Below are 12,807 nucleotides of genomic sequence, written 5' to 3'. Positions count from 1 at the left end.
GCAGCCTCTACGCCGCCCCGCTGATCTTGTTGGCGAAGATGTCAGCGGCTTCGGCAAGCTGCTCATTGATCACGTGTGCGTAGACCCGGAGCGTGATCGCGGGATCGGCGTGGCCCAGACGAGCGGCGACCACATGGACCGGGACGCCCGCCAGGAGCAGTGTCGTCGCGTGGATGTGGCGAAGGTCGTGCAGCCGGGCATGGGGGAGCGGCCTGGCGGGAGCCTCGCCGTCCTTGGGCTTGTTGTGCTGCTTGATCAAGGCGGGCATGAGCGAGGAGACCGTGTCCGGGTGCACGGGCTCACCCCATCCGGTCGTGAAGACGTGACCATTGTCGATGTCGTCGGAGCCCTTCCAGTGCTCACCCACCTTGAGCTTGTCGGCGGCCTGGCGCTGCCGGTGCGCCCGCAGAACCCGGACCGTGCCCTGGTCGATGCTGACGACGCGGGACCGGCCGCTCTTGGTCGTCCCCTCGATGCGCTGACCATCGACGAACGCGGCCGAGCCCTTGATCTGGAGCGAGGCGCCGTCGAGGTCGACGTCACACCAGCGAAGATTGAGCAGCTCCCCGCGTCGCGCACCCGTGTACGCGGCCACGTGGAAGAACGCGGCCAGCCTGTGCCCGTTCGCCACGGACAGGAAGGCCCGAAGCTGAGCCGGAGTCCAGACCTCCCCAGGCTCAGTCCGGTGCAGGCGTGGCCGCTTGGCTCGTTGAGTCGGGTTGGAGGACAAGATCTCGTCGACCAGGACGGCATCCCCGAACGCTTTACGGAGCACAGAGTGGACGTGCGCCACAGTGCGAGGTGAGACCCCGGATCCGTCGCGCCCGCCGCTGGTGATGAGGTCACGGTAGAGCTTGGTAATCCGGGCCGGCCGAACGGCCTGGAGACGCATGCCGCCCATGTGCGGCTTGACGTGCCGCTCGATCAGATACCGGTAGCCAGAGAGCGTCTTGGGCTTGATCTCCACCGCATGCGACTCCAACCACTCATCGAGATAGTCGGCCACGGTGATGGTGTTGCGGTCGATGTATTCGCCGCGCCGGGCTTTGACGCGTGCTTCGTCGCGCGCTTCTTCGGTGGCGAAGCCGCCGACCCATTTGGGCTTGCTCACGCCGGTTTCGGGGTCGGTGACGCGGATGACGTAGGACCAGGTATTGCCGCGCTTCATGACGCCGTCGCGAAGTTGTGGCTTGGCCTTGCGTGTCTTCTTTGGCTTGTCGGACTCGTCGGGTGTTGCGAGTGCGGTGTTGGTCATCAGGCTGCCTCTCGGGTCTCGATCAGGGAGTTGATGTAGGTGGTCAGGGCGTCGGTGGGGATGCGGCGTGAGCCGTGGATGCGGACGGACCGGATGGCGCCGGAGGCGAGGAGTTGGTAGAGCTTGCTGCGGGAGATCGCGAGCGCCTTTGCGGCTTCCGGAACGGTCAGCAGGAGTGGAGTCATGCAGGGCCTTTCGTCAGGTGTCACAGGGCGTCGGGGAACTTGGCGCCGACCCGCGTGGAGTCGGCGGGCGGTAGCTGTCTGCCGGTGAGGGCGGCGGTTACCAGTGCTTCGGCGCGGGTGAGTCCTTGGCTGGCAAAGCGCCATTCGGCGACGACGAGGATTTGGGCGGGGTCGATGTTGTCGGGGGGTTGCCAGCCGGGTTGCTGCTGGCGGATGTAGTCGATGCGGGCTTGGCGCAGCGCGCCGAGGGTGGTGGAGTAGCGGCGGGACTTGGTGGAGAAGTGGCCCCGGAAGCCGAGCATGTGAGCCCAGGCGGTGAGCCGGAGTTCTGCCAATTCCTCCAGCGCGCCCAGGCGCAGGCATGCGGCCATCAGCCGCCGCGCGTGCTCAGTCACCTTGAGAGCGGCCAGGTCGTCGTCAGCGTGCAAACGGCGGTCCAGGGTGCCGAGACATTCGGTTGCTTTGGTGGCGTACTTGGCGATGTAGCCCGCAACCGCCGTCTCGGTCAGGTCTCCCGAGGTGGTGATGGCGCGTACGTCGACCTGGGCACCCCAGGCCAGGACCCGGGCGGGCATGCCGGGGGCGGCCGGGGAGGTCACCGACACTGCGCCCGCCGCATGCCGGACAGCGTCATCCAGCAAGCCGAAGGTCGCCCAGGCGGGCGGCGGGGAGGCAGGTCCGGCCGGGCCGTCGAAGCGGATGACGGCGTGAAAGTGGACCACGCCTCGTCGCTGGTATTCCGCGACTTTGGCGAACGACACCGTCAGTGCTTCGCGTAGCTCTTTGTGTGTCAGTCCGCTGGCTTTGGCCAGGTAGCGCCGCAGCGCCAGGGTGAAGCGCCGCCATAGCTCCGGGGCGAGCGCGTTGAACAGCACCGACCCGGCATGGTCGTAGCAGTCGTGGCACAGCGGTTCACCCAACCGCGCGTCGTCGGCGCCGTGCCGGGCCGTGCACGAGGGTGTAACGCCGTGTGGGCATGGAACGGCGTCGCGGCGTGGGTGGCAAGGCAGCAGGCGGCCGTCTTTGACGCGGCGGGTGTGCACGGGTCCGAACGAGGGCGCGGTGAGGGTGACGAACGCGGCCGGGTGTGCGGTGATGGTGTCGGGTACGCCTTTGCCGCCGACCAGGCCCGCGCGGATGAGCTGGTAGGTGTCGGCGCGGTAGATCTCGGCGCAAGCCGGGCAGCGGGACGCCCGCCGGGTCTTGCACGCGACCGGGAGAGCACCATCCGGCTCACGGTCGGTGGTGTAGTGGTGCAGACTCTCGCCGGTCGAGGCGTGGACGTGGTCGACCGTGCCACGCAGGTACACCGGTTGGGCGCAACCGCCAGTCGCGCGGGCACGGGCCGCCCACTGGTCGAAGTCGAAGCGGTCCAGGATGGACGCCATCAGGCGAGCGTCATCCGGGGTCACCACGGGGTTTGGCACGATGGGGACGTCTCCTGTCCGAGCATCAGGCGGTTGGGGACCAGCCCCGGCGTGGCCGGATGTGCTTGGCGGCTTGTGCGGCCACGCCGGGGGTGTCAAAGGCCGAGGTGTTCCGGCGTGATCGGGGCGATTCGCAACTCCTGGCACCAGGCGGCGATGTGGAGCCATATCCGGTCGTCTGCGGCTGGGGGGCGGGCGATGGTTTCGGCGAGGGTCATGAGCGTGATGGCGGCGTTGCGGTCGAAGAGTCGGCCACTGGCGCGGGGGCCGGTGAACGGGCCGTGCACGCCCCAGGCGGCCGAGCCGTCCCCCGTGACGGTCGGGCGGAGTTCGGCTCTGTCGTCGATCTGGTCTGAGGTGATGTGGTGGTCGGTGATCGTGAGTGCCATGAGGGCGGTTCCTGTCGCTTGCGGGCTGGTCAGAGGGCTGTGACGAAGGTGGCTAGGGCGTCGGCGAGCAGGGCTAGGCCGTGAGCGATGGCGTTGACGGTGGTGGCTGCTGCGGTGGGGTGGCGGAGCAGGAACAGGGCCAGGACGATCCAGAACGCGGCGAGCACGCAGTAGCGGCGCATCAGCGATCCCCTGTCAGTTGGTGGCCGGGGAGCAGTTGCCGTAGCCGTTGCAGTGCGGGCAGGTGTCGCCGTAGGCGTCCAGGCCACCGCCGCCGCAGTTGCAGCACGCCGACAGTTCCAGCGCGGGCACCAGCGGCCGGGGAAACGCGAAGGCTGCTCCGGTGGTGGGCTCTTGGGCGGTCACCTGGTCAGAGCCGCACTCGGCGCAGTACGGGCCGCTGCGCAGTGTCAGCAGCGCGACCCAGTCGGTAGGGCGGGTGAGGTTGCAGGTCCGGCAGCGCAGCCGCCATGACGAGGTCTTGAGGGTGTCGAGGATGCTTTCCATGCCGGGCTCTCCCTTGGGTTAGGTGGCGGTCTCGGTGCGGACCTGGCGGAGCAGGTCAGAGGCGAGTTGGTTGGACACCCCGAGCCGGGCGCGCAAGGTGTCGCGGGTGATGGGGCGGCCGTGCTTGGCCTGGTGCTCGTCGGCCACGCGGCGGGCGAACTCCACCAGCGCCGCCGCAGGACCGGACGCGGGAGACGAGGACGAGGGGGCGGAGTCGGGGACGGGCAACGCGGTCTGCCCGTCCTGCGGCTTGGCGGCCGGGACGGCCGGGAGTTCGGGACGGGGACCGTCCTGCACCTGTGCGGACGGGGACGGTTCGGTGTGGTGGCCGAAGGACGGGGGTGCGGCCATCGCGGCCAAAGGCACCGCAGACTCCGACGCGGGATATTCGGGCCGGGAGGAGCGCCGTTCGAGCATGGAGACCGCGACGAGGAAGGCGCCGGCGGGGGTGGCGGCGGTGATCCAGCCCCACGCGGTGGGGTTGGCTTGGGCCAGGTTGGCGGCCAGGGAGAGCAGGATGCCGCCGACCAGGACCAGCGTCGGCCACGACAACCACGCCGTCTCACGTCCCAGGCGCTTGTCGCGCTGGCGTTCGCGGGCGGCCATGACGCAGGTCAGGTCGATACAGACCGCGATGGCCCAGGCCATCCACCCGTGCTGGCCGTGCTCGTCAGCGGTGTCACGGATGTGAGTGAACGACCCCGCCGCCGCGATCACGGCCAGGATCAGTACCGGCCCCGAGTCGGCTACGGCCCCGGCTATGCGCCTGGTCATGCGGTACGCCGTGCGGTGACGTGGGCCAGGAGTGCGGCCAGTTCGGGATCGCAGTGGTGGGTGTCGGCCCACTGCTCGGTCTGATCGAACAGGGACGAGGTGTGAGTGTCGGTGCAGCGCGGGCAGTGCGCGATGTGCAGTCCCCGCACGCCGTCCCACTCCACTACCGGGACGGGGACGGCCGTCCCGGACGAGGAAGACCGGACAGGACGAGCGGCGGGACGAGGACGACGGAGGGTGATCACGAGGGCAGCCATGGGAGCCTCCGGGGCGGTTTGTGGCATGGGTCGGGTAGGGACGTGGCGTGGATCAGCGCTCACACCAGGCGCGAAGGGTGAAGGGGGGTGCTAGGCGGCGGCGGTCAGGTCGCGGCCGATCAGGTCATCCCAGGCCGGGGCGAGCGCGGCGTAGGCGTAGGCGGCGGCTTCGGCGGCCTCTTCGCTGACGTACTCCGACCGGGCCCGATGCCACGAGCCGTCTTGCCCAGCCAGGATGGCCACGCCGGGCGCCTCAGCTGGAATGAGACGGGCCGCGTCGAGGGCGGCGGGGTCCAGGTCTCCGAGTGCCATGTTGGCGGTCTCGGGGTCGTTCACGCGGTGGCAGATGCGGCCGGACAGTTGGGCGCGGAGCGCGGTCACACCCGGGCCGAGGTCGGAGCCGATGCGCTGCCCGCACACGATGAGGTAGACGGCGAACGCGCGGCCCAGTTGGGCGATGCGCAGCAGCGCGACACCGGTTCGGGACACCTCGTCTTTCTCGGATTTGTCGGCCATCAGGAACAGCTCTGCCACCTCATCCACGAGGGCGACGATCGGCATTGGCCGCAGTTCCTCAGGCAGTCGCCACACGTTGCGGGCACCGTGCGCGCGGCACAGCGCCATCCGGTTCTCCACCTCCCCCACCAGATCCCCTAGGAGGTCGACGGACTCTTTGCGGTTGGTGGCCCGCGCCGACAGACGCGGTTGGTATGGGGTGAACTCGACACCGCCCTTGAGGTCGAAGCCGACCAGCGCGACCGGTTGTGGCGCCAAGGCTTTGATGATGGCGTTGCACAGGTTGGACTTGCCGGACTGCGTCGCGCCGACGTTCATCCAGTGCGGCACCGTGCGGAAGTCGATCAGCCACGGCTCACCGTTTTCCAAACGGCCCAACCGCACCACCAGCAACTCCCCCGAGTCGCCACCGGACGGGGTGATGTGGACCAGCGGGTCACGTCGGGTGGCGAGCAGGGTGATACGGCCGGGCTTGTGCTCCAGGACGCTCACGCCGTGCACCCGCCAGGCGTGCGCGAGCCGTTCAGCGGCCTTGGCGTAGTCCTCGGGGATCTGCCCGTCGTGCAGCTTGACCCGCAGCCGCCACCCGTACGGGGTCGGCAGCATCAGCCCCAGCCGGGGCGCCTGCTCGACATCGACACGGCGGACCCGCCGCTTGTACTCCACCACCTGAGCGGCCGACCGGGCCGCCGGGCCTACCACCGGCAGCGCGTCCAGCGTGACGCGGAACGCGCGCTTGGAGCGCGTGAGCTTGCAGCCCGCCGCCACCGCCCGCCAGGTCAGGAAGACCCGCACGATGCGGATCGGGTAGCCGATGCCGTACCAGAACGACAGCGGGTGCCAGCGACGCCAGGCCCAGAGCCCGGCCGCCGCAGCGGCCAGGACCCCGAGCACCACAGAGAACGTCTGCCCGTCCATCAGGCAGCCGCCGCAACCGTCGCCGGGACGATCTGCTCAGCGCGGAAGGAGACGCCCGCGCGCTTCTCGCCGTTGATGGTCTGCTCCCAGTAGAAGCCGACCAGCCCGACCGGGTTGACGATCTGGCCGATCGTGACGCCGGGGTCGCCGGTGATCGCCACGTTCACCAGGTCGACGCGGCCCAACTCGTTCGCGGCCGACAGACCCACCTGATAGACGTCGTCGCCGTTCTTGTCTCGCTTGATCTCGCCGGTGTCCTGGTTGATCAGCTTGGGGCGCGGTGGGGACACGCACACGAAGGTGAGAGCTGAGGTGTCGACGGGGATGTTGCGCATTGCCCCTCCAGGGGTTGAGGTTTCTTACCTACATACAAAGGTACCTAGGTATGTTTCGAAGTCAACTGGTTGGCCAGAAATTTCCTCAGGTACCTAGAGACCTAGGCGGAGGCGTACACTTGCTGACATGGGAAAAGGCCCGGTAGACCGACGCAAGCCGTACGTACGCATCGCAGATGAACTGCGACAGGACATCGCGTCAGGGCGCTACCCGGTGGGGGAGACCCTCCCGCCAGGGACCCAACTCGCATCCCAGTACGGCGTCTCTGGGATGACTGTCAGCAACGCCATTGGAGTCCTCAAAGAAGAGGGACTGGTCACGACCCGGCAGGGGGCGCGGGGTGCCACGGTGATCGCATCCCCAGGCACGCAAGAGGCCGGAGAAGCCGCCCCAGCGGAACGGAGTGAGGAGTTCACCCTCCTCTTCTCCCAACTCCAGGACATCCGGGCTCAGATCCGCCGCCTAGGCGCCAGGCTCGACGAGATCGACGAGCGAACGAAGGACGGCTAGGGCGTGTTTCAGAAGTGGATCAACAAGGTGGTCCACTTCAGGATGATCTTGGGTTGTCGTGGTGATCTGACCTCGGCGCAGTGGGCCGTGCTGGAGCCGCTGTTGCCGGTGGGTAAACGAGTGGCTGTGATCGGTTCCAAACAAGCCTCAGGCGCCGAATAGCGGCTGTACTAGAGTGGCTTGATCATGCCTGACCTGCACGGAATCAACCATCTGACCCTGTCCACGACCGACCTCGACCGGCTCGTGACGTACTACACGAAGGTGTTTGGAGCACGGCTGGCGTTCGGGCGCGTTGCAACTGCTTCTGATCCTCGGATCGCCGTCATCGATGTCGGCGGGGACGACCATCTGATGATCGTCGAGACCGCTACTGCCCCCACCGCTGATCTCGACCCTCTGAGCCGGGCGGGATGGGGACTGCGCGTCGGAACATACGCGCAACTGTGTGAGATTCGCGAACAAATCCTGGTTGCCGGGTGCCCGGTCGGAGAGATCGAGACACTGCCCACGCAGTGGACGATGACGGCTCGCGATCCCGATGGACGCCCTGTGGATGTCCGGGCCCATCGCCCGGTATCGCATCGCCGCCACCAATCATCGGCTAACGGCTCCTCCGACTTTCAAAACACGCCCTAGGCGAGTAGCGGTCGGGCAGCGGCTTCTACCTGGGATGATGCTTGAGACGGAATTGCCGCCACGGCGCCGGCTGACTCCCTCCGGGGTGGCCTGCGGCCATCGACCGGCCCAACCCTGTCAGCGAAAAGGGAAGCCGCGGCCCTTGTGTCGCAGCGCAGATAGACGCGCCACGGCCGAGGCTGGGGCTGTCAGGTGCGGCCGATGAAGTAGCCGAGTGCCAGGCCGACACCGAGACAGGCCGTGCCGTAGATGAGGATCGCTACGACCATTTCGCCCAGATCCGGGAGACCGATCACGAGTCGGCCGCCGACCGCCGTACGACGCGAGAGACCCCGCCCCACGCAGGGACGTCCCGAGTGTCGAAGGGCTGAGGTTCGGGATGCCATTGCTCGGCCGGGACGATGCCGGGTGGCACCAGTTGCAGGTCGGGCACCGTCAGGCACGCGCGGAGCTGGTCAGGCGTACGCAGACTCCACGGATCAGCCCCGGACTGGTTGTAGTCATCGACCGCAGCACACAGGCCCGGATCGGTGGACGTGGCCTCACAGATCGACACGTGACTACCCGAAGGCAGCGCTTTCACCAGCTGGCGCACGATGTCGCGGGCTTGCTCGTCGTCGGGGCCACAAATGTCGATGTGCCGCATGACCGAGGTCATCAGCACCGCGACAGGACGAGTCAGGTCTAGCGATTCAGCGACGGCGGTCATCAACGCGCCGGTCTGGCACAGATCGGCTTGCACGTGGTGGGTCTCAACTTCACCCAGGCCGGTCAGCAGTGCACGCGCGTGCACTGCCACGACGGGGTCGTTGTCGACGTAGACCACCCGCGCATTGGGCGTCACCCGGCCTGCCACCTCATGGGTGTTGTCCACGGTCGGCAGCCCGACACCCAGATCGACGAACTGGCCGATGCCCTCCTCGCCAGCCAGGTACCGCACCATCCGGGAATGGAAGTAGCGCGAGCAGCCAGCCACGTCGAAGATGCCGGGATACAGCTCGATCAGCTGTTCAACAGCCTGCCGATCCGCCGGATAGTTGTCTTTGCCGCCCAGCAACCCGTTCCACACCCGCGACGAGTGCGCAACTGAGGTGTCGATCGGATCTTCGCCTACAGCGGCAAACTCAGTGGCCCCGCTCCTGGCCTGAAGGCTCACAGGCCAGAGCCCAACTCGTTGGCCAGTACGGTCACGGCCCGATCGATCTGCGTGCACGGGGCCAGGCGTTCACCGTTCTTGGCCCACACGAACCACCACTCGCCAGCCAGCAAATCAGCGGCAATGTCAGCCGACATACCCCGCACCGCCACCGGATCGACCCGGATCACATTCGTGATCGGGGTACCCCGCTGCTCCACAACCCCGCTGGCCAGGTTCCGGTGATCGTTGGCAGCCCGGCTCAACATCTCCAGAAAGGCACGCCGAAAATTCTGCCGCGCCGAACCCTGGCCGGTACCCGACGACAACCCCCAACCGGCCGCAGCATGCCGACCCCGCTCAAAACTCATACGTCCGCTCCTCCCAGATCGGCGGCATCACACACGTCATGCCGGGTGAGCCATCGGGCTTGATTCCGCCGAGGTGACACGCTCTGCCACCTGAGTTGTCCGGTCTTTGAGGTCGTCGAGTTCGGCCATGATCTCGGCGAGTTCCTTGAGCAGGATCTCCCGCTCTTCCTCTGTCAGGCTGATCGCCCTCCTTCTGTTTGGCTGCATTGAGCGCGCTGAGTCGATTCGCACTACACGGGGCATTTCGTGCTCACGTTGTGCCTCATTCACGAGCCGTCTCCCGCCTCGCCGCCGCCCAGCAGGTGCAGACCACGGACGTGCGTGGCGATGCGCCGGGCTGCCCCGGCCACGTCGTTGACCGGGTGCTGGTGGTTACCTCGTGCCCAGGAGAAATAGCGGTTGGTGAAGCTGACGAAAACCCACAGGTACACGCCCGGCGTATCGGTGGAGACCGCTAGCGCTGCCAAGTCCTCGCGCAAGTCGGACGTCAACTCTTCTTCGACAAGCGCGGCCCGCAACTCGGCGAGAAGGTCCAACTCAAGCGCCATGTTCGTTTCCATCGGTTCGCCCCTCGGTGGAGACGGGGCCGGTGATCAGGGGACGACCATCGAGCCGCCCTCACCCAGTCACCGGTCCCGCCGTCGATCACACCAATGAGCTTCACCGGGAGACGCGTCGCACAGCGATACCGCGCGTAGCGCATCTCGTGCGCCTTGTGCTCGTCTCGTCTCCTCTATGTCTCGTCTCGTGCTACGTTCGCGGTGTCGGAAGGCTTGATCATGACGACCCCCCTCGTTGTGCGGTTGAAATTTCTGCTCCAGGAGCGGCACTGGCAGACCCACAGGACATTCACTGCCGAGTACGACAAGGCCGCCCGTCTGGTTGACCCTTCCCTGGTCGGCCATGGGCCGAGTCGGGCACAGCTGCACCGCTGGACAAACGGAGAGATCAAGGGTCTGCCCTTCCCCGATGCGTGCCGCGTGCTGGAAAAGATGTTCCCTGGGTGGACCGCTGAGCAACTGTTTGAGCGCGTCCCCGGAGATCAGGATGACGGCCCGGAAGACGACACCGACGTCTCACAGGCAGTCCAGTCGAAGACCGCCACTCAGCTCCTCAGTGCCATCGATGAACGCCTTGCCTCTCCACGCGGTGACGTCGAATGGGGGGCGCCACCCCCCGCCTCTGCGCTGGTTGCCCCCGCGCAACTGGACACCGTCGAAGAAGCCACCGAGGAAGCCCGCAAGCTTGCCCGCCGTCTGCTGGAGCTACAGCAGGCACTTCGGCTCACCGATGACGAGACCGCGCAATTCGCCAGCCTCGCCGGGAACATTGTCGAGTTGTCGATGACCGCAGACATCGATATCGATCCTGATGGCTGGTCTCGTGTGACCTACCGCCACCACTTGCTCAACCTGTGCGACAAGCCGATGAGCAGGCTTGCCCGTGAGGTGTGGTTCGAGAACACAGAGGCCAAGCTCCGCATCGTGCCCATCAGCGACCCGGACCACCGCGTCATGATTCAACGGGTGCATGACACAGCGAACCTGTCCAAGTTCGCCTGCCAGATTTCGCCGCCGATCCAGCCGGGGGAGTCGGCCACGGTCGGTTTCACCTGTGAGGGTGGACAGTTCCTTGCAGACCACTACTGGCGGCAATCAGTACACCGCTACGTCCGCCACTACTTGCTGCGCATTCGTCACCAGGGGGCCGGGCAGCTCCTGCGTTGCTGGGCAACCGAGGAGGAGCCGAACGGGTCGGAGAACTCAGCCGAAGACGACCTTGTGTGGGACTACGAGGGTGACGACGTCGTGATGACCTTGACGCGGACCCACCTACGCCCCAATCAAGCCCTCACACTGCGATGGGATGTACCCCATGAGCCTGCGTGACGACATCGAGGCCGTTCTGCGTGCATGGAACACGCACGAGATCAGCCGGGGCGCCTCCCCGATCATTGATTTCGACTGCTTCCCCGGCGGCCCGGAAGGCGAACCAATCTCCGACCGGCTCACGGCCTATCGCAGACTCGCGGCCCTACGCCCCGCCGCTTCTGGCGTCCTGGCGGCACGTCTGGACGCAGATCTGGCCTTTCTCGGGCACGTCCTTGGTGAGCGTCCATCCCTTGACGACTACGTTCGCGCGACGCAGGGGTGCCCGGCCGCCGGGTGGCCCGAGGATTACATGGCGCAATGCGCCGAGCGCACCCACGCGGCACTGTCTGATCTGGGGATCGGATGGGGCCCGCAGACCAACAGCGAGCTCCGCACGCTCGAAGGCCCGCTTGACGTCAGTGACGCGCCGGACGCCATCCGTCAGGCGGCCGAGGACCTCGAACCCGCCATCCGGGAAGCCACCGCAAGCACCGCGCCTTACCGGCTGACGATCGAGACCGCCGACATCGATGCGTACTGGACGTACTGGCTGGACGGCGCCGGCCAAGACGTCCGCCTCCGCCTCAACCTCCCCAACGTCGAGTTCACCCAAGTCGGCGCCCGACAATTCGCACTCCACGAGGTCCTCGGACACGGCCTCCAGAGCGCCAGCCTCACCGCGCAAGCAGCGGCCGAAGACGTTCCGTGGGTCCGCCTGTTGTCCATCCACGCGCCGCAGCAAGTGATGCTCGAAGGGCTGGCCCAGGCATGGCCGTTGTTCGTTCTGCCCGACGACAAGGTGCTCATCACACGCGTCTGGGTCACCCACTACGCACAGCTCGTCCTGGCCCAGGTCCACCGAGCGCTCAACGCAGGTACCCCAGCAATCGAGTGCGCCGACCACCTCCGCGCCTGGATCCCGTGGTGGACAGATAAGACGATCTCCGGGTACCTCACCGACCGAGGCACCGACGCCACCCATCGCTCGTACATGTGGGCCTATCCCGCCGGGTTCGACTGGTTTGCCGCGCTCGCTGAGGCTGACGCTAAGGTGTCCCGGGAGGTACTCCATGCCGCATACCGAGCCCCGCTCACCCCGTCCGACCTCGCAGAACTCTGGCCACAGGGACCGGCTATCGGTGGGCCCGGAGGCCCTGTTCGTCTATGGAAGCCTCCAATTTCCTGAGGTCCTGTTCGCCCTCATCGACCGAGTCCCTCAACACGAACCCGCATCAGCCGAAGGCTGGCGAGTCGTCACCCTTCCCGAACGGGTCTATCCCGGCCTCATCCCCGGTGACGCCACCGCAACGGGTCATTTGCTGACGGGACTCAGCCCGGCCGAGTGGCGCACCTTGGACGCGTTCGAAGACCCCGTGTACGAGCTCAAGCGGATCGACCTTGTCGACGGCCGCCATGCATGGTCCTACGCATGCAACCCCGAAGCCGAAGTGGGCACCGACGACTGGTCAGCCGAGGACTTCGAAGCCAAGCACCTTCCCGCCTACGTCATCCGCTGCGCAGCATGGCGTCGCCGGTACGAGGACCAGCAGCAAGTCGGCTGACCGACATCCGACCCAAGGCCCACAGCCTTGTCTAGTCCCACCTGATGCTTGACGGATTGATCCCAGGTGATGCTTTACAGATGCCCTAGGAAACATGGTCGACCTTGCGGGGTCGGTGGGCTTTGTGGTTGCGGACCGGTGTGGTGGTGGTCCGC

The 12,807-nt window shown here is 66.8% G+C and carries 19 protein-coding genes; 5 read left to right on the top strand and 14 right to left on the bottom strand.

Annotated features, from left to right (window positions below; all coding sequences use genetic code 11):
- Window positions 1–7: 7 nt before the first annotated feature.
- From ACH34W_RS35290 to ACH34W_RS35245, 10 genes are all read right to left on the bottom strand, one after another.
- The gene (locus ACH34W_RS35290; protein ID WP_395965496.1) at window positions 8–1,255 is read right to left on the bottom strand and encodes a tyrosine-type recombinase/integrase; all 1,248 of its coding nucleotides are present in this window, start codon (window positions 1,253–1,255) and stop codon (window positions 8–10) included.
- Window positions 1,255–1,440: a helix-turn-helix domain-containing protein gene (locus ACH34W_RS35285; protein ID WP_395965495.1), complete on the bottom strand. Its 186-nt coding sequence runs from the start codon at window positions 1,438–1,440 to the stop codon at window positions 1,255–1,257. The genes ACH34W_RS35290 and ACH34W_RS35285 overlap by 1 nt, the downstream gene beginning before the upstream one ends.
- Window positions 1,441–1,460: 20 nt before the next feature.
- On the bottom strand, window positions 1,461–2,828 hold the full coding sequence (locus ACH34W_RS35280; RefSeq protein ID WP_395965494.1) for a replication initiator: 1,368 nt from the start codon (window positions 2,826–2,828) through the stop codon (window positions 1,461–1,463).
- Between the two features lie 134 nt (window positions 2,829–2,962).
- The gene (locus tag ACH34W_RS35275) at window positions 2,963–3,256 is read right to left on the bottom strand and encodes a hypothetical protein (RefSeq protein ID WP_395965493.1); all 294 of its coding nucleotides are present in this window, start codon (window positions 3,254–3,256) and stop codon (window positions 2,963–2,965) included.
- A 29-nt stretch (window positions 3,257–3,285) separates the two neighbouring features.
- Window positions 3,286–3,438 (bottom strand): hypothetical protein, encoded by a 153-nt coding sequence (locus ACH34W_RS35270; protein ID WP_395965492.1) that lies wholly within the window; start codon window positions 3,436–3,438, stop codon window positions 3,286–3,288.
- A gap of 13 nt (window positions 3,439–3,451) precedes the next feature.
- Window positions 3,452–3,763, bottom strand: coding sequence for a hypothetical protein (locus ACH34W_RS35265; protein WP_395965491.1), 312 nt, complete (start codon window positions 3,761–3,763; stop codon window positions 3,452–3,454).
- Window positions 3,764–3,781: 18 nt separating this feature from the next.
- Entirely contained in the window at window positions 3,782–4,537 is a 756-nt protein-coding gene (locus ACH34W_RS35260) for a DUF2637 domain-containing protein (protein ID WP_395965490.1), read from the bottom strand.
- Entirely contained in the window at window positions 4,534–4,794 is a 261-nt protein-coding gene (locus ACH34W_RS35255) for a hypothetical protein (protein ID WP_395965489.1), read from the bottom strand. The genes ACH34W_RS35260 and ACH34W_RS35255 overlap by 4 nt, the downstream gene beginning before the upstream one ends.
- Window positions 4,795–4,884: 90 nt before the next feature.
- Entirely contained in the window at window positions 4,885–6,228 is a 1,344-nt protein-coding gene (locus ACH34W_RS35250) for an FtsK/SpoIIIE domain-containing protein (RefSeq protein ID WP_395965488.1), read from the bottom strand.
- Complete coding sequence (locus ACH34W_RS35245; RefSeq protein ID WP_395965487.1) at window positions 6,228–6,563, bottom strand: hypothetical protein; 336 nt, start codon at window positions 6,561–6,563, stop codon at window positions 6,228–6,230. Before ACH34W_RS35245 ends, ACH34W_RS35250 begins: the two co-directional genes overlap by 1 nt.
- A gap of 127 nt (window positions 6,564–6,690) precedes the next feature.
- On the opposite strand from ACH34W_RS35245, the gene ACH34W_RS35240 reads away from it, so the two are divergent.
- Both ACH34W_RS35240 and ACH34W_RS35235 read left to right on the top strand, forming a co-directional pair.
- Complete coding sequence (locus tag ACH34W_RS35240) at window positions 6,691–7,074, top strand: GntR family transcriptional regulator (protein WP_395965486.1); 384 nt, start codon at window positions 6,691–6,693, stop codon at window positions 7,072–7,074.
- A gap of 186 nt (window positions 7,075–7,260) precedes the next feature.
- A complete protein-coding gene (locus tag ACH34W_RS35235; protein WP_395965485.1) occupies window positions 7,261–7,713 on the top strand; it encodes a VOC family protein in 453 nt (150 codons plus the stop codon).
- Window positions 7,714–8,005: 292 nt separating this feature from the next.
- On the opposite strand, the gene ACH34W_RS35230 is transcribed toward ACH34W_RS35235, so the two are convergent.
- Genes ACH34W_RS35230 through ACH34W_RS35215 form a run of 4 tightly spaced genes read right to left on the bottom strand, consistent with a single transcriptional unit; the run spans window position 8,006 to window position 9,767 of the window.
- Window positions 8,006–8,869 (bottom strand): SAM-dependent methyltransferase, encoded by an 864-nt coding sequence (locus ACH34W_RS35230; RefSeq protein ID WP_395965484.1) that lies wholly within the window; start codon window positions 8,867–8,869, stop codon window positions 8,006–8,008.
- A complete protein-coding gene (locus ACH34W_RS35225) occupies window positions 8,866–9,219 on the bottom strand; it encodes a hypothetical protein (protein WP_395965483.1) in 354 nt (117 codons plus the stop codon). The genes ACH34W_RS35230 and ACH34W_RS35225 overlap by 4 nt, the downstream gene beginning before the upstream one ends.
- Before the next feature lie 36 nt (window positions 9,220–9,255).
- Window positions 9,256–9,489 (bottom strand): hypothetical protein, encoded by a 234-nt coding sequence (locus ACH34W_RS35220; RefSeq protein ID WP_395965482.1) that lies wholly within the window; start codon window positions 9,487–9,489, stop codon window positions 9,256–9,258.
- The gene (locus ACH34W_RS35215) at window positions 9,486–9,767 is read right to left on the bottom strand and encodes a hypothetical protein (protein WP_395965481.1); all 282 of its coding nucleotides are present in this window, start codon (window positions 9,765–9,767) and stop codon (window positions 9,486–9,488) included. Before ACH34W_RS35215 ends, ACH34W_RS35220 begins: the two co-directional genes overlap by 4 nt.
- A gap of 231 nt (window positions 9,768–9,998) precedes the next feature.
- Here ACH34W_RS35215 and ACH34W_RS35210 point away from each other — a divergent pair, with 231 nt between their 5' ends.
- From ACH34W_RS35210 to ACH34W_RS35200, 3 genes are read left to right on the top strand one after another with little or no spacing between them, the layout of a single operon-like run.
- Window positions 9,999–11,108, top strand: coding sequence for a hypothetical protein (locus tag ACH34W_RS35210; RefSeq protein WP_395965480.1), 1,110 nt, complete (start codon window positions 9,999–10,001; stop codon window positions 11,106–11,108).
- Complete coding sequence (locus ACH34W_RS35205) at window positions 11,095–12,276, top strand: hypothetical protein (RefSeq protein WP_395965479.1); 1,182 nt, start codon at window positions 11,095–11,097, stop codon at window positions 12,274–12,276. The genes ACH34W_RS35210 and ACH34W_RS35205 overlap by 14 nt, the downstream gene beginning before the upstream one ends.
- Window positions 12,230–12,652, top strand: coding sequence for a gamma-glutamylcyclotransferase family protein (locus tag ACH34W_RS35200; protein WP_395965478.1), 423 nt, complete (start codon window positions 12,230–12,232; stop codon window positions 12,650–12,652). The genes ACH34W_RS35205 and ACH34W_RS35200 overlap by 47 nt, the downstream gene beginning before the upstream one ends.
- Window positions 12,653–12,807: the final 155 nt, after the last annotated feature.

Origin of the sequence: Actinomadura sp. 6N118, assembly GCF_044326415.1 — a bacterium.
Classification (GTDB): domain Bacteria; phylum Actinomycetota; class Actinomycetes; order Streptosporangiales; family Streptosporangiaceae; genus Spirillospora.
This window is presented reverse-complemented; position numbering and strand designations above follow the sequence as displayed.